20 protein-coding genes and 2 tRNA genes are annotated in these 19826 nt (G+C 44.4%); 20 read left to right on the top strand and 2 right to left on the bottom strand.

Going from position 1 to position 19826, the window contains the following annotated elements; genetic code table 11:
• Positions 1-164: 164 nt before the first annotated feature.
• Positions 165-770: a nitroreductase family protein gene (locus AABI20_RS06210; RefSeq protein ID WP_047975189.1), complete on the bottom strand. Its 606-nt coding sequence runs from the start codon at positions 768-770 to the stop codon at positions 165-167.
• Between the two features lie 85 nt (positions 771-855).
• On the opposite strand from AABI20_RS06210, the gene AABI20_RS06205 reads away from it, so the two are divergent.
• The 4 genes from AABI20_RS06205 to AABI20_RS06190 are packed head-to-tail and all read left to right on the top strand — an operon-like array spanning position 856 to position 3030.
• Positions 856-1293, top strand: a complete 438-nt coding sequence (locus AABI20_RS06205) for an Rrf2 family transcriptional regulator (protein ID WP_047975188.1) — start codon at positions 856-858, stop codon at positions 1291-1293.
• A gap of 48 nt (positions 1294-1341) precedes the next feature.
• Complete coding sequence (locus AABI20_RS06200; RefSeq protein WP_047975187.1) at positions 1342-1758, top strand: fluoride efflux transporter FluC; 417 nt, start codon at positions 1342-1344, stop codon at positions 1756-1758.
• Positions 1751-2101, top strand: a complete 351-nt coding sequence (locus AABI20_RS06195; protein WP_047975186.1) for a fluoride efflux transporter FluC — start codon at positions 1751-1753, stop codon at positions 2099-2101. The genes AABI20_RS06200 and AABI20_RS06195 overlap by 8 nt, the downstream gene beginning before the upstream one ends.
• 35 nt (positions 2102-2136) lie before the next feature.
• Complete coding sequence (locus tag AABI20_RS06190) at positions 2137-3030, top strand: DegV family protein (protein ID WP_288847047.1); 894 nt, start codon at positions 2137-2139, stop codon at positions 3028-3030.
• Positions 3031-3124: 94 nt separating this feature from the next.
• Here the strand turns inward: AABI20_RS06190 and AABI20_RS06185 are convergent, their stop codons facing one another.
• The gene (locus tag AABI20_RS06185; protein WP_047975184.1) at positions 3125-3472 is read right to left on the bottom strand and encodes an iron-sulfur cluster biosynthesis family protein; all 348 of its coding nucleotides are present in this window, start codon (positions 3470-3472) and stop codon (positions 3125-3127) included.
• A 152-nt stretch (positions 3473-3624) separates the two neighbouring features.
• Here AABI20_RS06185 and trhA point away from each other — a divergent pair, with 152 nt between their 5' ends.
• From trhA to atpE, 16 genes are all read left to right on the top strand, one after another.
• On the top strand, positions 3625-4275 hold the full coding sequence (gene trhA, locus AABI20_RS06180; RefSeq protein ID WP_288847049.1) for a PAQR family membrane homeostasis protein TrhA: 651 nt from the start codon (positions 3625-3627) through the stop codon (positions 4273-4275).
• Positions 4276-4295: 20 nt separating this feature from the next.
• Positions 4296-4943 (top strand): carbonic anhydrase family protein, encoded by a 648-nt coding sequence (locus AABI20_RS06175; protein ID WP_288847050.1) that lies wholly within the window; start codon positions 4296-4298, stop codon positions 4941-4943.
• Between the two features lie 142 nt (positions 4944-5085).
• The gene (locus AABI20_RS06170; RefSeq protein WP_338347133.1) at positions 5086-6474 is read left to right on the top strand and encodes an MFS transporter; all 1389 of its coding nucleotides are present in this window, start codon (positions 5086-5088) and stop codon (positions 6472-6474) included.
• Between the two features lie 121 nt (positions 6475-6595).
• Entirely contained in the window at positions 6596-8482 is a 1887-nt protein-coding gene (locus AABI20_RS06165) for a M13-type metalloendopeptidase (protein WP_338347132.1), read from the top strand.
• 264 nt (positions 8483-8746) lie between these two features.
• Positions 8747-8829: transfer RNA gene (locus AABI20_RS06160), tRNA-Tyr, on the top strand.
• Positions 8830-8858: 29 nt separating this feature from the next.
• Positions 8859-8930 (top strand) — tRNA-Gln (locus AABI20_RS06155).
• A gap of 203 nt (positions 8931-9133) precedes the next feature.
• Entirely contained in the window at positions 9134-10351 is a 1218-nt protein-coding gene (locus AABI20_RS06150) for a phosphoglycerate kinase (protein ID WP_047975180.1), read from the top strand.
• A gap of 201 nt (positions 10352-10552) precedes the next feature.
• On the top strand, positions 10553-12922 hold the full coding sequence (helD, locus tag AABI20_RS06145; protein WP_338347130.1) for an RNA polymerase recycling motor HelD: 2370 nt from the start codon (positions 10553-10555) through the stop codon (positions 12920-12922).
• 2 nt (positions 12923-12924) lie between these two features.
• Positions 12925-13629, top strand: a complete 705-nt coding sequence (locus AABI20_RS06140; RefSeq protein WP_047975178.1) for a nucleoside/nucleotide kinase family protein — start codon at positions 12925-12927, stop codon at positions 13627-13629.
• Between the two features lie 145 nt (positions 13630-13774).
• Positions 13775-15283 (top strand): MDR family MFS transporter, encoded by a 1509-nt coding sequence (locus AABI20_RS06135; protein WP_338345128.1) that lies wholly within the window; start codon positions 13775-13777, stop codon positions 15281-15283.
• Position 15284: 1 nt separating this feature from the next.
• Positions 15285-15956: a DUF4811 domain-containing protein gene (locus AABI20_RS06130; RefSeq protein WP_288847056.1), complete on the top strand. Its 672-nt coding sequence runs from the start codon at positions 15285-15287 to the stop codon at positions 15954-15956.
• A gap of 206 nt (positions 15957-16162) precedes the next feature.
• The gene (locus tag AABI20_RS06125; protein ID WP_047975175.1) at positions 16163-16363 is read left to right on the top strand and encodes a cold-shock protein; all 201 of its coding nucleotides are present in this window, start codon (positions 16163-16165) and stop codon (positions 16361-16363) included.
• Positions 16364-16491: 128 nt separating this feature from the next.
• Positions 16492-17205, top strand: a complete 714-nt coding sequence (gene gpmA / locus AABI20_RS06120) for a 2,3-diphosphoglycerate-dependent phosphoglycerate mutase (protein WP_047975174.1) — start codon at positions 16492-16494, stop codon at positions 17203-17205.
• Positions 17206-17283: 78 nt separating this feature from the next.
• Positions 17284-18567, top strand: coding sequence for a solute carrier family 23 protein (locus tag AABI20_RS06115; protein WP_338347128.1), 1284 nt, complete (start codon positions 17284-17286; stop codon positions 18565-18567).
• A gap of 204 nt (positions 18568-18771) precedes the next feature.
• A complete protein-coding gene (gene atpB, locus AABI20_RS06110; RefSeq protein ID WP_047975172.1) occupies positions 18772-19494 on the top strand; it encodes a F0F1 ATP synthase subunit A in 723 nt (240 codons plus the stop codon).
• A 102-nt stretch (positions 19495-19596) separates the two neighbouring features.
• Complete coding sequence (atpE, locus tag AABI20_RS06105; RefSeq protein WP_047975171.1) at positions 19597-19824, top strand: ATP synthase F0 subunit C; 228 nt, start codon at positions 19597-19599, stop codon at positions 19822-19824.
• Positions 19825-19826 lie beyond the last annotated feature (2 nt).

Genomic DNA, 19826 nt, shown 5'->3' with positions numbered 1-19826 from the left:
TTCCTACCGGCGCCACCATTGGCGGTTAGATTGTAAAGCAAACTGACGCATACGCGACTCCTTAAAACATCTAAAAGTTAAGTTAAGCATACAAGACGGGACTAGGCCTGTCAAGAAAAAATGAAAAAGTTATCAGAAAAGTCTACAATAACGTTAAGAGAAAATTAGTCTTGGAAGAAACGGAAACGAACGTCTTCTGCTAAGTAGTCCTTGTCGCCTGCAGGAGCAACGATTGAACCAAATGGCATTTGACCACGCAAAGTCCAGTTTTCAGGCAAGTTGAATTCCTTGGCAACGGCTGCATCAATCAATGGGTTGTAGTGTTGCAATGAAGCCCCAATGCCTTCTTCAGCTAAGCGCAACCAAACGGCGTAAAGTGAGATACCAACTGCTTCTTCTGCCCAATCAGGGAAGTTGTTAGCGTAAAGTGGGAAGCCCTCTTGCAAGCCCTTGACGATGGTTGTGTCAGTATAGAACAAAACAGTACCAAAGCCGGCCTTGAAAGCACCGTCAACCTTGGCCTTCGTAGCAGCAAAGGCTTCTTCATCAGCAGAAACCTTCTTCAATTCAGCTAATGTGATATCCCACAAACGATCGTGTGCTGCACCAGTCAAAACAACGGCTTGTGTTGATTGTGAGTTAAAGGCTGATGGTGTGTTTTCAATGGCTTCTTTAATAATTGAATTAAGTTCTTCAGGAGTTTGTTGAACGTCCTTACCAAGGGCGTAAATTGAACGACGCTTCTTTTGTAAATCGATGAATTCTGACATATTTCTGTCTCCTTGTTGGTTGTATTTTTTAAAAGTACAACACTATGTTATAATAGACTTTAGAAAAATACAAGGACTAATTTTTATGAAACCATCATTACGATTAACAAATGCGCTCCACATCCTTGTTTATGTGGCAACCGCGCGCCCAACAGATTCATTAAGCTCCGCTACGATTGCGGATTCCATTAATACCAACCCGTCACGCGTGCGAGCACTTTTAGCTGAATTGCAGAATGCTGATATTTTGTGTCGGCAGGGTCCTTATCCAGGCCGTCCTGTGCTGGCAAAAGATAGTAAGGACATTACCTTTGCAGAAGTCTTGCAGGCCGTTGAGGACTGTGCAGCCGTTTTTGCCTTGGATAAGCACACCAACCCTGACTGTCCAGTCGGTTCTTCAATTGGTTCGGCCCTGTCAAAGTATTATGGTGAAATCGATCAAGCGGTGATGGCCGTTATGGGTGAGATGACGCTTTTTGATCTTGTCGAAGACGTCAAAAAGAACCAAACGCTGCCAATTTGAGCATTGATTGCGTGATAGAATTTTCTTATATAGAAAGTAGGCGACATCATGACAGTTGAAACGAATCGAAAAATTGAAGGATTGGTGGTTTTCCTTGGAGGTGCGATTGGGGGCCTGTTCCGCTATTTATTAAGCTTTGTGCCAGTCATTGGCGAATGGCCACTGACGACGATGCTGATTAACTGGCTGGGCGCCTTTTTGCTGGCCTTCTTGGGCGCTTATTTGATTGGGAAGATGGAACGCCCCGCTTACTGGCAATCATTTTTGGGTACCGGCATCATGGGTGGGTTTACAACCTTTGGAACCATGATTTTACAAACCGTCCATCTTGGCTTGCATCAACCATTTTTGGCCTTTTCTTATCTTTTCCTTTCGCTTTTTGGTGGTCTAGCATTGGTGATTGCCGGACAGTTGACCGCTCGGGTCGTTTTGAATCCAAATCAGAAGGGGGTCAGCCATGCTTGAAAACTACCTGCTCGTGATGATTGGGGCTGGGCTCGGGGCCCTTTTACGCTATCTGTTACTGATTTGGTGGCCGCAACGGTTTGATTTGTTTACCGGAGTCTGGGCGGTTAATATCCTAGGATCGTTTTTACTTGGTATTCTTTCAAGTATCGGTCAAGGTTCCCATGCCGTCTTGTTGACGCAAACTGGTTTTTTGGGTGGATTGACCACCTTTTCAACGATGATGACCCAGGCGAAGCAAAGAGATGGCCTCTTTAAGCAACTACTTTATTTATTCGTGCAGGTTCTCGCAGGGGCCATTGCTTTCCTCTTAGGTCAAGTCCTAGCAGGGGCCGTTCGTTAGTATGGTAAAATAGCCCTTAGGATTAGGAGCAACTTATGACAAAGAAAACAGCAGTAATCGTGGATTCATCGGCGGCGTTGCCGGCCGAAATCCGCCGTTCATATGGAATTGAGGAAGTGTCAATTCCGATTTTATTTGGCCAAGAAACTTATATGGGTGGCCAGGATTTAACTTCTCTAGCTGATTTGGTTGAATTAATGACTAAAAAAGATGTTTTGCCAACGACATCGCAACCAAGTCCAGCTGAATGGGAACAGGCTTTGAACCAGGCCGTCCAGGCTGGCTATACAGAAGCCATCATCATTACCCTGTCTTCAGGAATTTCAGGTGCCTTGCAAACGGCAAAGCTGGTTGCTGATGGTTTCGATGGCCTTGAAGAAATTCTTGTAGTCGATTCCAAATTGACTAACATGGGGCAGGCCAGTCAAGCTTTGTTGGCCGCTAAATTAGCCGAAAAGGGCTGTACTTTGGTCGAAATTGACCAAGCGCTCGCGGCTTTCCGTGAGGACCTGGGCGTTCGTTTGGTCGTCAACGATATTTCGCATTTGAAGCGGACAGGCCGCCTATCGCGCGGCCAAGCTTTGATTGGCGGCTTATTGAATATTAAGCCAATCTTGTCCTTTGATATTGTCGGGGATGGGAAGATTGGCGCCGTTGGCAAAGCACGAAAGATGTCCGGGGCAAAGGAGCAGATTCAAGAAGCCTTTGAAGACTACCTTCGGGCTGCTGATTTCCCAGTGCGCGCCTACATCATTGATGGTAATAATGCCAAATTAGGGGACAAATGGCTGAAAGATTTTCAGGCGAAGTACCCAACGGTTGCCTTTGAACGCGCCAGCATGGATCCTGTCATTGGTGTGCATACTGGTGATGGGGCGATGGCCGTTATTTGGTCACATGACTGGCAAGACATGGCAAAAGAAGACTGAAATAGTCATTTAGAGTAAATAAAAAAGGCCAGCCGAACGGCTGACTTTTTAGTAAGCAGATAAATATTGGTTAATGCCTGACTATCAAGATGGGTTAGGCAATTTTTTTGATACCCAAGGCAGGGTCCAATTCGCCACCGCGACCAGCCAATGAGTAACGCAAGTACTTTTCATTGACGTCAACGGTCATTTCTTCGTCCATTTGATCGGTTGAATAAGGCTTAGCATAGATTTCACCAAGGTTTGAGTCAATCTTAGCACCAAATTCGGACAAATCAGTATCCTTATTGACGAACACGAGGTTAAATGACAAAGCCAAGGTGCAGTTTGCTTCGTCTGAGAATGGGCCAACGCCGTCGTCAAAGTCCAAGACCATCTTGACATCGTCGCCTAAGAACTTCTGCAAACGGTCAGCTGCTGCTGGTGTAAAAGTCAATTTCATAAAATATTCCTCCAATTCATCTTTAAGTAACAAGATTAGTATATAATGTTTAACAATGTTTGTCAATTGGTATAGTTGTTATTTTATTTATTTTCACGATGACAATAGAGAAAATTCATGCGACAGACAACTTTTAAGGGGTTTTATAAAAAATGGAAATCAAAAAACATGGAAAAGCTTATCAGATTGTCTATGAGGTTTTAAATGCCGTTACCCATGGTCTTGGCTTTATCTTAGCTATTATTGCCAGTGTCTTTTTAGCGCTGAAAATGGTCGGTGATGGGCAGACGAGTGGCATTGAAATCGCGGCGGTCAGTATTTATTTGACCTCGGTATCACTGTTTTTACTGGCTTCGACACTTTTTCACTCACTGGTCTTTACTAGAGCGGCCAAGATTTTTCAATTTATGGATCATGCCGGTATTTACTTTGTGATATTAGGGTCCTACACGCCCTATACTTGGTTAGTTTTGAAGGGCGGTTGGGGGATTGGTATCTGGTCCGCCATTCTATTGATGACCATTGCTGGTCTGGTTTATGACTTGTTTCTGGTTGGTCGCTTTCCTTGGTTATCTGTCCTGATTTACCTGGTGATGGGCTGGCTGATTATTATTGCTATGCCGTTATTGTGGACTGCTTTATCACCGGCTGCCTTTTGGTTACTATTAGCCGGCGGTGTGGTATACTCTCTTGGAACCATTTTTTACCTCGTACCAAAAATTCCCATGGGCCATGTTTACTGGCACGTTTTTGTTCTTGTTGGTGCCGGACTCATGTACTGCTCAATATATCTAACTCTTTAGATTGAAAGAAGGTCAAAAAGATGGAAAAGCTGGATTATCGCTTTCAAAGTGCCTGGACAGCCACTGCGTTAAGCAACCTAGAGTCGCCAATTGCGATTGAAAAATCAGCCGTTGTCACAGGTGATGACTGGCAGGTTGATTGGACTGATTTTCAAAACACACCGGTCAAGAAGAGTCCGGAAGTGATTGGTGATCAATTTTATTGCCAGGGCCAGCTGATTTTAAACCAGCAAGCTTGGAATGTCGTTCGTTTTCATATTCATGATGGCGCTGAACACCTGATTGATGGTCAGCGCGATGCGGCTGAGATTCACATCGTTTGTCAAAATCAGCTTGGCCAAACCTTGGTGGTCGGGGCCTTTGCCGAAGTCGACGAAAAGCACCCTGTCATCTTCGCTCCGCTTTTTTCGGAAGAAAAAAAGACCGTTAATTTGCAGGATTTGTTGCCTGTGGAAAAGACGGGCTGCTTTAGCTATATGGGGTCGTTAACCACACCGCCGTTGAAAAAAGACATTAATTGGTTCTTGTTAGACAAACCGGTGGGGATAAACCCTAAAGATTTGGCAACTTTTGCCGAAGCCTATCCGGATAACTACCGAAATTGCCAGCCTTTATCCGGGCGGACGGTGGTTTATCACCACTTATCAACGGTGAAAAAATCAAAGTAAGTGCAAAAGCCCTTCGGGCTTTTTTCAATGCCGTTTGTCTTCTTTTTGATCTAAGGCTAAAATTAATAGATGTAAAGTGAGCTTCTCTAACAAATGAGGAGCTTCTTTGATTTCATTCGTCATTTAAAAGGGGATTTTTTTTATGACCAGTAATTCGCAAATGAATTTTTCGCAGATGAAACAGGCGGCCTTGGTCGTAGCTGCCGCACTGTTTATGCAAATGCTTGATTCAACCATTGTCACAACAGCGCTACCACAGATTGCAACTGATTTGAAAGTGGCCCAAAGCACGGCCTCATTGCTCGTGTCGGTTTATATGCTGTTTTCCGCTATCTTTATTCCATTATCTGGTTGGTTAGCCAAAAAGGTTCGCCGCAAGAACTTATTTTTGATTGCCGTGGGTCTTTTCACGGTTTCATCCGTGCTGGCCGGGCTCTTTAACAACTTGACCTATTTGTTGGTCATGCGGGCTATCCAGGGGATGTCCGGGGCCTTGATGGTACCCGTCGGCCGCTTAATTATTTTGGAAAATACAGAACCAAAGAAAATGCTCCAAATCCTGTCTTACCTGGTTTGGCCGGCACTCTTGGCACCGGCGATTGCTCCTTTACTTGGGGGTTACGTCATTGCTAGTTTGTCCTGGCATTGGATTTTCTTTTTGAACCTGCCAATTGGCCTGTTAATCATCTTAACGGGTGCGTTCTTTATTTTGGATGATAACGAACGGGAAGACTTGCCCTTTGATTTATTTGGTTTCTTGCTTGTGGCGGTTGCCGGTGGGGGGCTTTTGATTGCTTCTGAAATTCTGTCACGTGGATTGTCACTCTTTTTCTGGGGCTTCTTGGTGCTGTTCGTAGCACTCGTCTTTTTGGCCTTGGCCTGGCACCATCTTTCAGCTAGCGACCAACCGCTCTTTTCGCTAGAACCTCTGAAGGTCAAAACTTTCCGTGTCTATGAATCGGGTGGATCAATCTTTTGGATGACGATTGGCGCTTTGCCATACCTTTTGACCTTGGTCTTGCAGGTCGCCTTCCATTGGTCACCAATCATGGCTGGAACCTATGTCATCTTTATTTTCGTCGGCAATATCGCCATTAAGCCGTTTACCACCGTGATTATTCGCTGTTTAGGCTACAAGTACGCCTTGGTGGTGGCTCTGAGCCTAGCTAGTTTAGCAACATTTTTGATGGCTGCCTTTCACGCCGATAGCGCCAAGGCATGGATTGCCTTTGTTGCCTTTGTATCAGGTATCGGTCGCTCATTAGCTTTGACGTCTTACAATTCATTGTCTTTCTCGGAGCTTTCAAAGGAACAGAAGAATTCAGCTAATACCTTAACTTCAGTCCTCCAAATGCTGTCACAAGCTTTGGGTGTCGGGATTGTCGCAACGATTTTGGCTTTGCTTGGTCAGGTTATGAAAACCACGCTGGCCTATCAAATCACCTTCTTGATTGTGGGATTGGTTTCCATGTACCCGCTTTTGGAGGTTTTAACCTTACCAAAAGATGCCGGGGCGCAAACTCTTAGTTAAATTTAATAAAAGAAAGCCAAACAGCGCTTTGTTTGGCTTTTTTTATGAAGAAATTTGCTTTTTAGAAGTGGTCTAGTGGATAATGATGAATAACGAAATTGACAATTATTAGGAGGCGCACATGGTAGCAAAGTATCAAGATGATTTTTATCAGGCGGTCAACCAGGAGTGGCTCAATCGGGCCGAAATTCCGGCCGATAAGCCCGTCACCGGTGGTTTTTATGACTTGGCGGATAAGATTGAAGATTTGGAACGGGCCACGGTCAAAGAAATTGAAGCCGGTCAAAAGGCAGTCGCCGCTTTGGACCAGTTTGTTGCCCTCCACCAGTTGACCAAGGACTGGGACCGTCGCGGCCAAGATGAGGCGGCTCAAGTACAGCAATTCTTGCAACCGTTGCTCAAAATTGAAAACTGGGATGACTTCCAAGCAGCCGAAGGCCAATTGATTTTGGATTCTTATACGACACCACTGGCATTGACGGTTAGTCCGGATTCAAAGAATACGGCTCGTAACGAATTGTGGTTGGCCAATCCGGGGCTGATTTTGCCTGATACAACCAGTTATCAGGACGAAGACAGCAAAAAGGATCTGTTGAGAACTTGGTCAACAATGGTTGCTGGGCTCTTGCAACGGTTTGGTTTTGCAGAAAAAGAGGCGCAAAAATTAGTTGATGAGACTTTGGCGTTTGACCAAATTTTGGCGGATAGTGAGAGTTCTCGTGAAACGTTGTCGGATTACTGGAAGAATTACCATCCAACGGCCTTGGCTGATTTGACAGAACAATTCACCGACTATCGAATTGCTGCGGTGATTGAAAAGGTACTAGGACAAAAGCCTGAAAAGGTGATCATCTTTGATGGGGCATTCTTTGATAAGGCGAACGCTATTTATCAAGAAAAGAATTTTGATTTGATCAAGTCTTGGTCAATTGTTCAAAATATGCTTGATATTGTCAAATTATTGGGGAACCAAAGCCGAATCGATGCCGGTGTCTTTGGCCGAAAGTTGTCTGGTGCCAAGGAAGCGGTGGATGCAGACAAGGCTGCCTTCCGCCAGGCTCGAGCATTCTTTGCCCAAATCGTTGGTCGTTGGTACGGTCAAACTTATTTTGGTGAGGCTGCTAAAAAAGATGTCGAGAAGATGGTCCAGGATTTGATTGGCGTATATGAAGGCCGCTTTGACCAACAAAAGTGGTTGTCGGCTGCGACGCGTGAAAAGGCAAAGGTGAAGTTAGCTGCCTTGCAAGTTAAGGTTGGTTACCCGGATCAGATTCCTGCCTACTTGGAGAAGCGAAAAGTCGATGTTCACAAGTCGCTTTTGGAAAACGTGGAAGACTTTTCTAAGGCCGCGGTGGCTGATCACTTTAGTCAGTGGGGACAGGCACCAGATACGAGTCGCTGGGAAATGCCAGGGGACCTGGTGAACGCCTATTATTCACCTGAATTCAATCAAATTGTCTTTCCAGCTGCTATTTTGCAAGCGCCATTTTACGATTACCATCAATCATCCAGCCAAAACTTTGGTGGGATTGGGACCGTCATTGCCCACGAAATTACCCACGCCTTTGACACTAACGGCGCCCGTTACGATGAACATGGAAACTTGAAGGAGTGGTGGACAAAGGAAGACTTCGAACACTTCGAACAGAAGACCCAAGCGGTTGTTGCTGCTTTTGATGGTCAGGATTCAGCCGGGGCTAAGATTAATGGTCACTTGACTGTTTCTGAAAACGTTGCTGATTTGGGTGGAGTTTCCGCCGCTTTGGCAGCCGCTAAGGAACAAAAGGACTTTGATGCAAAAGCCTTCTTTGAAAACTTTGCCACATTGTGGCGGCAAAAGGCAGCACCGGCTTACCTTGCCATGTTAGCGAAGATTGATGTCCATGCACCAGCGAAGTTGCGAACAAACGTTATCTTGCCAAACTTTGATGATTTCCACCAAACTTATGGCATTCAGGCAGGGGATGGCATGTGGTTGGATCCTGAAAAGCGCATTCAAATTTGGTAATACGTTTAGGTTTTTTCCTCAATTAAATAAAGCGGGGTGAAGGCTGTTCACCTTGTTCGAAAAAATAGAAAAAGTTAGTTACAGATCTGGCCACGAAACATTCGTGTGGGTAAATTCTTGTAATTGGCTTTTTCTTTTTGTTTTGCATTAACGGCGAAATTGCGTTGTTTTTTGGAATAATCGCCTAAAAATAATCAAAAAAATAGAAAAAAGACTTGCCACCTGCAATAATTCTTGTTATTATAGAATAGTTGTTTAGCAAATGGGAGTGTAGCGAAGTCTGGCTAAACGCGACGGACTGTAACTCCGTTCCTTCGGGTTCGTAGGTTCGAATCCTACCGCTCCCATTGCCTCGCTTCAGGCAAAATAGAAGCATTGCCCCTTGGCCAAGTGGTAAGGCAGAGGTTTTTGGTACCTCCATGCGCTGGTTCGATCCCAGCAGGGGCAACTAAGACGCCGGTTCAGTGATGAGCCGGTTTTTTTGTCGCCTTTTTTCTGATTTTCTTAAAAAATCAGTTTTGGTGAGCATCTGATTTAGAACCGTTATTTTTTGACGTCTTTCGACAATAAAATTCTATGAGACCCCAAGACATTTACAGCTTTTTGCTTTATAATTGGTCTTGTTTAAACAAAGAATATTTGGAGGCAATTATGGCAAAATTAGCAGTAACTGACTTGGCCGTGAGCGGCAAGAAGGTTTTGATGCGTGTGGACTTTAATGTCCCTATCAAAGATGGTGTAATTGGTAACGATAACCGAATCGTAGCCGCATTACCAACAATCAAGCACGTTATCGCCGAAAACGGCCGTGCAATCTTGTTCTCACACTTGGGTCGAATCAAGTCAGAAGAAGACAAGCCAGGTTTGTCACTTGAACCAGTAGCAAAGCGCTTGGGCGAATTGCTTGGACAAGAAGTTATTTTTGTTCCTGAAACACGTGGTGCTCAATTGGAACAAGCGATTGCTGATTTGAAGGACGGTCAAGTATTGATGGTCCAAAACACTCGTTATGAAGATGTTCATGACGGTGAGCAAGTTAAGCTTGAATCAAAGAACGACCCTGAATTGGGTAAGTATTGGGCTTCACTTGGTGATGATATGTTCATCAACGATGCCTTTGGAACTGCTCACCGTGCCCATGCTTCAAACGTTGGAATCGCTTCAAACGTTGACCAAGCTGCAGCCGGCTTCTTGATGGAAAAGGAAATCAAGTTCTTGGGTGACGCTGTTGATACACCAAAGCGTCCATTCGTTGCCATCATTGGTGGTGCTAAGGTTTCTGACAAGATTGAAGTTGTTCAATCATTGTTGAAGAAGGCCGACAAGGTTATCATCGGTGGTGGAATGGCTTATACTTTCGATGCTGCCAAGGGCAACAAGATTGGAAAGTCATTGTTTGAAGCCGACAAGGTTGACTTGGCTAAGGAATTGATGGAAGAAGCAGGGGACAAGTTGGTTTTGCCAATCGATGCCGTTGCTGCTGACAACTTTGCCAACGATGCTAAGACAGTGACTGTTGATTCAGACGCTGGTATCCCTGACGGTTACATGGGCTTGGACATTGGTCCTAAGTCAATTGACTTGTTCAAGAAGGTTTTGTCAAATGCCAAGACGGTCGTATGGAACGGCCCAATGGGTGTCTTTGAAATGGAAAACTTTGCCAAGGGAACTTTGGCAATCGGAAACGCCTTGGTTGATGTAACCAAGAATGGTGGTACAACCATCGTTGGTGGTGGTGACTCAACTGCTGCCGTTCAAGCTTTGGGTGTTGCTGACCAATTGTCACACATCTCAACTGGTGGTGGCGCATCTTTGGAATACTTGGAAGGTAAGACTTTGCCAGGTATCCAGTCATTGACTGACAAGTAAAAAATGATTTGAAACCAAGCCATTTTGTGCTTGGTTTTTTTATACATAAAATCCGAATTCTTCCTAATAAGTCTGTTAAAATAGAAGCTAATCGTGGGAGAGAAAACGAACAAAAAGTTTGAATTTGTTTGTTATTTATACTCTTTATAAATAGAAGAAATTAGCGTATAATGACAACAACTTATTTTCGAGAGGTGCACCGTGTCAAAAGAGCAATTAGTCAATGAACAAGCCTATTTAGACCAAACCCTGGGAAAGATTACCGATTCCCTGGAAAGTACCAAAGAGGAGATTAAAAAATCCAAAGGGTCACTGGCAGACGTCGCCAGCGCCTGGGACGATGTCCGGGTCAAAACCAGTACCTATTCTGGCATTGTTGAAACGGCCATGTCCGTCCGTCAACAGCAACAAGCCATTGCAGAGCGTGAAGCAGCCCAGTCACGGGCTGAAGTCCGCTATCAGACCTTATCGAAGCAAATTGTTAAGCCATATTTTGCTCGCATCGACTTTACTGATCCCAGTGAGGAGAATCAAGAGCCTGAGTCAATCTATATTGGTTTAGCTTCTTATTCCGATGATAATGGTCGTTTCTACATTTATGATTGGCGGACCCCGGTTGCCTCCATCTACTATGATGGTGGCTTGGGTGATGTCGAATACTTGACGCCAGTCGGCCCACAAAAAGCTGATGTTTCTTTGAAGCGTCAGTTTGAAATTGAAAATGGGGTCATTGTGACTCTCTTTGATACCGAAGAGGCCATCGGGGATGCCATGCTCTTAAACGCCTTGTCCGGTGAGTCTTCCACTAAGATGAAGTCGATTGTCACGACGATTCAAAAGGAACAAAACAAAATCATCCGAAATACGGATGCTGATTTGCTCTTCGTACAGGGGGCAGCCGGTTCTGGAAAGACGGCCGCCATTATGCAACGAGTGGCTTACTTGCTTTACCGTTATCGCGGTAAGTTGAATTCTGGCCAGGTGGTGATGTTCTCGCCTAACCAGTTGTTCAACGACTATGTTGACCAAGTTTTGCCCGAATTAGGGGAACAGAACCTGGTTCAGTTGACCTTCTTCCAATACGCTTCCCGGCGCCTGCCTCGGTTCTCAGTTCAGACCTTGGCAGAACGGTTTGAAAAATCAGTGGAACACGAAAAGATTGAGCGGATGCTTGGATCTTTGCAAATGTTTGAAGCAACAAAAGCCTACGCGGAATCTCTCAATGAAAAGGGACTGGCTGCTCGTAGCTTGAACTTCCGTGGCGAACCACTGATTTCCAAGGAAAAAATCTTAGAAATCTACTATCAATATAATAGCAATTACAAGTTGTCACAGCGCTTGGAAGCTACTCAGGATTCCTTGTTGCGGTCACTGCGAGCCCAAGTCAGTCACCAGATGAAGCAGGACTGGGTCGAATTAGCCATTGAAAACCTCTCTAAGGAAGAATATGACGAATTGGTTGGCGCTGGTGCTACCCGTTTGGGGGATGACCAGGAAGGCGACGCCGCAGCAATGACTCGTCGTCACCAACTTGGTGCCGGTCCGCAGGAGCGCGAGTTTAAATCAGATAAGCAGGAAAGAAATTTCCTCGCCAAGAAGATTACGACACAGGCTTTGCGCCCCTTGGCCAAGAAGATTCGTCGCTCTGGCTTTATCAACATCAACACGCAGTTTGTTGACTTCTTAAAGGCCTTGCCAAAGTTCTTGTCCTTAGCTGATTTTGGCGTAACAGAAGACGAATGGCAGTCATATCTGAACGAAGTCGTAGCAAACTTAAAGAAGCACGAATTAACGTTGGCAAACACAACGATTTACCTGTATTTGTATGACTTAATTACTGGTAAGCATGGTCAACGCGATATTCGCTACCTCTTTATCGATGAAATTCAGGACTATACGCCATTCCAGCTGGCCTTCTTGAAGTTCTCCTTCCCAAATGCTAAATTTACCGTTTTGGGTGACTTAAACCAGGCCATTTTCACACAAGACTGGGCAAACAGCCTTGAAGAAGACTTTGCCTCACTCTTCGATCCCGCTAAGGTGGAATTGATTGATTTAACTCAGACCTACCGGTCAACGGAACAAATCACGAATTTTTCCAAGGAATTGTTGGCCAATGGAAAGGCCATTGAAGCCTTTAACCGTGAGGGTGAATTGCCCGTCTTGAAGATGGCCAAAACGACTGATCAGGCTGTTGACTTGGTCAAGGAACAACTGGCCGAAAACGCGGCTGATGGTGAAAAAACGGCGATTATCACTCAAACACTGGATGCTGCAAGAGAATTGGCTCAGCAGCTGTCTGACACGAAGGTAACGTTGATTCACTCGGAAAATCAGCGCTTGGCGCCAGGTGCCGTGATTATTCCATCGTACCTGGCCAAGGGCTTGGAGTTTGATGCGGTGATCATTTGGCAGGCGGATGCTGCTCACTACGAAAAGGAAGACCAGCAGCGCTTGCTTTATACGGTCGCCTCTCGCGCAATGCACCGTCTAACGATGATTGGTCAGGGTCAGGTGTCACCATTGATTGCTACAGTACCAAAGGCCCTTTACGCCACAGTGGAGGAGTAAGCATGACAAATTTAGTTGAAAAAATTTATGAGGCCCATCATGGGTCTTTTTTAACGGTTGGAATGACCGGATCAGTTGCTGTTGGTAAATCGACTTTGGCAGCGGAATTGGCTCAGGGTCTGCAAAAAAAGGGGCTGGTGGCCACCGTCATTTCCACAGATGACTTTTTGAAAACCAACCAAGTCTTAAAAGATGAGGGGATTTTTGATCAAAAGGGTTTCCCGCAAAGTTATTATTTGCAGGATTTAGTCCAGTTGATTGAAAATTTTAAGGCTGGCATGAAAAGTCAGGTCATTAACCGCTATTCACAAACTTGGGCCGATATTGTGCCGGGTGAAAAGCAAGAAATTAGTCGACCGGACATCTTAATTATTGAGGGTGTCGTTGCCCTCCAGTTACCGGCAGAAAACCTTGATCAAACGGTTTTTGTCGAAGCGGATATCAACGATATTAAGGACTGGTACTTGGAACGTAACTTCTTGGCAACGGTGAAGGCAAGCAGCCAGCCGCAGTCTTGGCGTTACCAGTATAAGGACATGGCGATTAAGGACTTTTACGACCTTGCCTTATCCGTTTGGGAGCAGACAAATCAGGTCAATTATGATCGCTATATCCAAAAAACACGGGCGGATGCCGACCTGATTTTACAGCTTGATCGCTACCATCATCCTGTTTCTTTAACGATGGGTTCTCGATCACAGAACTAGAAGACCGAATGTTCGGAAATTTGACAGGGGCCATTTCCATTGGTAAGATTGTTGCTTGGGTTTAGAATATTAGAAAAATAACAAATTATGGGTTAAAGTATCCATAGGCAACAAATTTTATTTGCACAACAAATGGAGGAAAAACATGGCAGAAAATACTGACATGAATGGAAAGCCGATTAATCGCGCGGCCATGATGGCCCTGTTGATGATTGGATCTTTTATCATTATTATCATGCAGACGTCATTGGGAACAGCTTTGCCAACCCTGATGACTGCCTTTAATGTCGATACGGCGACGGTTCAATGGCTGACAACTATCTTTTTGATGGTCAACGGTATTATGGTGCCCGTTTCCGCCTTTTTGACGACGAGAATTCCAACGAAGTATCTGTATCTATCTGCTTTGGTGGTCTATACGATTGGTACGGCAGTGGCTTACGTGACGCCAACGAATGCCTTTTGGTTGTTAATGGTCGCTCGTGCATTGCAGGCGATTGCCGCTGGAATCGTGATGCCATTGATGCAGGTTGTGGCGCTAACACTTTTTGATGCCAAGTCCCGTGGTAAGGCATTGGGAATGGTTGGTTTGGTGATTGGAATGGCTCCAGCTATCGGCCCAACATTGACTGGTTGGATTTTGGATTCAAAGCATGATGTCTTGGGGATGACTGTTGGTGGTGACTGGCGGTCAATCTTCGGTATGGTCTTGCCACTGGCTGTGATTGTCTTAGTTTTGTCAGTCATTTACTTCCGTAATGTTTTGGAAACGCGTAAGGTTAGTTTGGATATCCGTTCATTGATTGAATCGACTGTTGGTTTCGGTTTGGTTTTGTTTGGATCAGCCATGGTTTCAAACTATTCATGGACAAACTTTACTTGGGTTTTGGCACCAATGATTGTTGGGGTCTTAGTGATTGCTGAGTTCGTGCGTCACCAACTTCACATGGAAAAGCCATTTTTGGACGTTTCTGTCTTTAAAAATAAGCAATTTGCTTTGACGTCAGCCTTGGTTGCCTTGACCTTTATCGCCATGATTGGTGTTGAAATGGTCTTGCCAATCTATATGCAACAGGTTCGTGGCTTGTCAGCCTTAAATTCAGGTCTGACACTCTTGCCTGGTGCTTTGATGATTGGGGTCATGTCACCAATTGCTGGCTATTTCTATGATCTTTACGGAGCAAAACGCTTGGCAGCCTTTGGTTTTGCCATGATTTTGCTGGGAACGATTCCGTTCCAATTCTTGACTGAAACAACACCAACGATTTATATCACGGCCTTGTACATGGTTCGAATGATGGGTGTCGGGATTACGATGATGCCATTAACGTCATCTGCTATGGGGGCTTTGCACCTCAATCAAACGGCGCAGGGAACTGCGGTTAACAACACGGCTCGTCAGATTGCGGCCTCATTGGGAACAGCAATTCTTGCTTCCGTGATGCAGTCACAAATTAATAGTAACTTGCCAAGCGATTCTTTGAAGACGGCCGATCCGATTGCCTATGGCTCAAAGGCCTTACAGGCCAGCTTGGACGGTTTCCATGCGTCCTTCCTCTTGGCCGCTTGCTTTGCTTTGCTAGCCTTTGCGCTGTCATTTTTGATGCATAAGGGTAAGGTTGAGCCAAAATCAGCAGCAGGAAAGGAGAACTAAGATGATTATCTTTATTCTATTTATTTTTGTTATCTTAGCTTTTGTCTCACTGATGATGATTCAGGATATGAGAAAGCGGATTGTTGCTGTTGCTGTTTCTTTTCTAATCGTGATTACTTCAGTTGTTTTAATCATTGTCAATATGCATGATCATTTTGGGATGAAGGTGCAAACAACGACGACCAAGCAGCAAATTTATTCTGTTCAGGGTCAAAATATCTATGGCGTTTTGTCCTACCAACAAGTGGGCACTTCTGGTAATGAAAAGGTCTTTATTTACCGAGACACTTCGACAAGTACAACGCCAACGGTGGCCAAGCCTGATTTGAAGACTAAGACGGCTATCCAAAATGTTCAAGGAAATCAAGCCTTTAAGGTGACAACTTCTAAGAACTATGTTTACCGCAACGGCTTCTATAAGTTTATGTTTGCCATCTCGGGTAATAACCATGACTTGAAGTCACGTCAGGTAACTTACCAAGTACCACCAACATGGTTGGCACTCTCATCACAAGATGGAGAACGATTGAAGAGCATTGTTTCGGGAATGGCTAACCAAGCGGACTTTATTCAATGGTTCCAACAGGTTAAGTCACAATCCCAAACCGATCCGGATGGGGCAGCGCAAACTGCTGTTTCTTATTATCAAAATCTCTTAGCTAATAATCATTAAAAATTAGTTAAAAGGAAACTGTACTTTTTAATTAAACTAGTATGATTCCACCTAAATTAAGTGAAAAATATTGCTTAGTCTTGATTTCTATGTTACAGTAACAGTGTAATTTAGGTTTTGATTTTGATTTGTTTTTTTCGGAAGGCGTCATACCAACAATTCTTAATTACAACTACAATTTTGGGATGACCCAAGGAGAAACAATCATGGAAAAAGGCACTGTAAAGTGGTTTAACAGCGAAAAGGGCTACGGCTTCATCACACGCGAATCAGGCGAAGATGTGTTTGCACACTTCTCAGCAATCCAAGGCGACGGATTCAAGACTTTGGAAGACGGCCAAGCCGTAACTTTCGATGTTGAAAACTCAGACCGCGGTTTGCAAGCTGTTAACATCAACAAGGACTAATTACTTAGTCTTTGTCTAAAAACTCGGGAGATTTTTCCCGGGTTTTTTCTTTGGAATAAATTCAATTCAAAGAACAAATGTTGTATAATAGCATGGAATCTTATTGTAATAATCAAAGGAGCATGGAAATGGCAAAATTAGTTTTGATCCGTCACGGTCAAAGTGAATGGAACGCATTAAACCTCTTTAACGGTTGGATTGACACCAAGTTGTCTGACAAGGGAATTGACCAAGCTAAGCAAGCTGGAGCACTCTTGAAGGAAGAAGGGTTGGTTTTTGACCAAGCTTATACTTCTGTTTTGACACGTGCTATCACGACTTTGCACTACGCATTGGAAGAAGCTGGCCAATTGTACGTCCCAGAAGAAAAGTCATGGCGTTTGAACGAACGTCACTATGGCGCTTTGCAAGGACAAAACAAGGCAGAAGCCGCTGAAAAGTGGGGCGACGATCAAGTGCACATCTGGCGTCGTTCATACGATGTTTTGCCTCCATTGCTTGAAAACTATGAAGAAACAGTTGAAGTTCAGGGTAAGACTTATCCTGCCTTTGACGCCCGTTATGCTGATGTTCCTTTCGGAGAATTGCCATTAGGTGAAAACTTGAAGGTTACTTTGGAACGAGTATTGCCATTCTACGAAGCCAAGATCAAGAAGGACTTGGAAGAAGGCAAGAACGTTGTGATTGCAGCTCACGGTAACTCATTGCGTGCCTTGGCTAAGCACTTGGAAAAGATTTCAGATGATGACATCTTGAACCTTGAAATTGCTAACGGCCAACCAATCGTTTATGACTTGGCAGATGATTTGTCAATCAAGTCAAAGAAGACATTGGGCGCATAAAGTCAACAAAAAGCCTGTCTGGGAAGAGTATTCCCCGGTGGGCTTTTTATTAGGATTTTTTAGATAAAGGTAAAAAATATGGAAGAAAAACAGCAAAGGCAGCCGATTTACGACTTACATGAACGGCCTCCGTTTTTTCAATTAATTGGGTTGTCACTACAACACTTGTTTTCAATGTTTGGGGCGACGATTTTAGTGCCGCTTTTGGTTGGTTTAAATCCTGGTGTCGCCCTTTTTTCATCAGGTGTTGGAACATTAATTCACTTGCTAACAACTAAAGGTAAGGTTCCCGCTTATATGGGATCTTCTTTTGCTTTTATCATCCCAATGGCTTCAATGATGAAAACCATTGGCTATCCGGCCGTTGGTCAGGGCGTTGTTTCAGTTGGAATTGTTTACTTGATTATTTCATTGATTGTTTGGCGAGTTGGTTCTGCTTGGATTGACAAGATTTTCCCACCAGAAGTTGTTGGACCAGTGATTTTGGTGATTGGTCTTTCATTGGCTGCGACAGCGGCCCAATCAGCGACGGAACTTAATGGCCACTATGATATCAAGGTCTTTCTAGTTGCTGGCGCAACGTTGTTAGTCACGATTTTTGCCAATATGTATCTCGGTGGCTTTTTGGGTCTAATTCCAGTGTTAATTGGCATTATCTTTGGTTACTTGTTGGCTTTAGCACTTGGCTTAGTGGACCTGAGTCCTGTTGCAAGCGCCCACTGGTTTGCGTTACCAAAGTTTGACTTTCTCTTTTCCGACCATAATGGCCTTTCTTGGCACTTTTATCCAATGGCCGTCTTGACCATGGCCCCCTTAGTTTTGGTGACCTTATCGGAGCATTTAGGCCACTTATTGGTTCTTGCTAAAATTACTGGTCAAGATTTCTTTGACAATCCTGGTTTACATAAGACATTGGCCGGTGATGGAGCAGCTTCTGTCTTTGCTGGTTTGGTTGGCGGTCCAGCCGTTACCTCTTACGGTGAAAATATTGGAGTGATGCAGCTTTCACGTGTTTACTCTGTCTGGGTGATTGGTGGTGCTGCCGTCTTAGCTGCTGGATTTGCCTTCATTGGTAAGCTGTTGGCTTTGATTGGAACGGTCCCTGGTGCCGTCACTGGAGGTGTTGGTTTTATGCTGTATGGGGTAATTGCTGCAGCTGGCTTGCAAGTTATTGTCGACAATAAAGTTGATTATGGACAAAAGCGGAACTTAATGATTGCCGGTCCAGTGATGGTTGTTGGAATTGGAAACTTCCATTTAGCGCTTGGTTCACAAGTGGACTTCTCCGGTGTCGCATTAGCGACTGTTCTCGGAATCATTCTGAATTTGATTTTACCTAAGGTGGCAAAATCAGACCGCTAAAGTCCTAATTTAACGGAGTCTTATCAACACTTTTCTTATTTTGTTGTTTAATTAGGTTACGATTAAAACAAAATAAAAAATGTTGTGAAATTCCAACAAAGTTGCTTGTATTTGAGAACTTTGACGAGTATTATTGGGGATATATTTTGAGGAGTGCGCCCAACGCCTTGCATCAAAATAAGTTCTTTAGAAAGGAGAAAATCGATGGATGAACCAACATCAACCTTTACCTTGTTGGGTCTAACCTTTAACTGGACGACGATTATTTCAACGCTTTTGGCAATGTCAATCGTGGTTTTGGTAGCGGTTTTGATGACTCGAAAAGTGGGTATTCGTCCAAGCCGAGGGCAGAACGCAATTGAGTATGTCTTAGATTTTGTTCGCGGAATCTTAGGCGACCAGTTGCCGGCCAATTTGGCCCGACAATTCGGTCTCTATTCCTTCACCCTTTTCTTGTTTTTGATTGTTGCAAACGAGATGGGCTTGCTGTTGCAAGTTAAGATGGGTAATGGCGTTACTTATGTTAAGTCGCCAACAGCTGACCCATTATTTGCCTTTACATTGGCGATTATGTCGTTGATGCTTGCCCATGGAACAGGTGTGAAGACACTTGGTTTGGGTGGTTATCTGAAGAACATGTTCTTCGAACCCTACGTTGCGATGTTTCCTTTGAATGTGGTTGAGCAGTTTACGAACTTCTTGACCCTTGCTTTGCGGCTCTTTGGAAATATCTTCGCCGGCGAATTGATGTTAAATTTGCTCGCAAGCATGGCTTGGGGAACTCACCTAAATGGGTTCTGGATTATCCTAGCCTTCCCATTGGAAATTGCATGGCAGGGATTCTCACTACTAATTGGTGGAATTCAAGCCTATGTCTTTGTCATGTTGACCGCCGTCTTTACGGCTCAGTTATCTGGCAATGAATAGGATTGACTTGGTCTAGCACAGCGTTAGGCCACACGCGGGAGCGTTATCATCCAAACCGAAAGAAAAAAACGCGGAGCGTTTTAGCATTAAAGGAGAATTACAATGGATTTACACAACTTAGGCGTAATCGCAGCCGGGATTGCCTTTGCGGGATCTGCCATCGGTGGTGGTATCGGGGTCGGTGTGATGTACTCACAGTTCTTAGCTGGAATGTCTCGCCAACCTGAATTGGCTAACAAGCTTTTGTCACGTGCCTTCTTGGGATTGGCCTTGGCTGAAGCCACACCAATTATCGTTTTGGGTATGGCCTTCACACTTATCAACAAGTAATA

This window comes from Fructobacillus cardui (genome assembly GCF_963580785.1).
Taxonomy (GTDB): Bacteria; Bacillota; Bacilli; order Lactobacillales; family Lactobacillaceae; genus Fructobacillus; species Fructobacillus cardui.
This window is presented reverse-complemented; position numbering and strand designations above follow the sequence as displayed.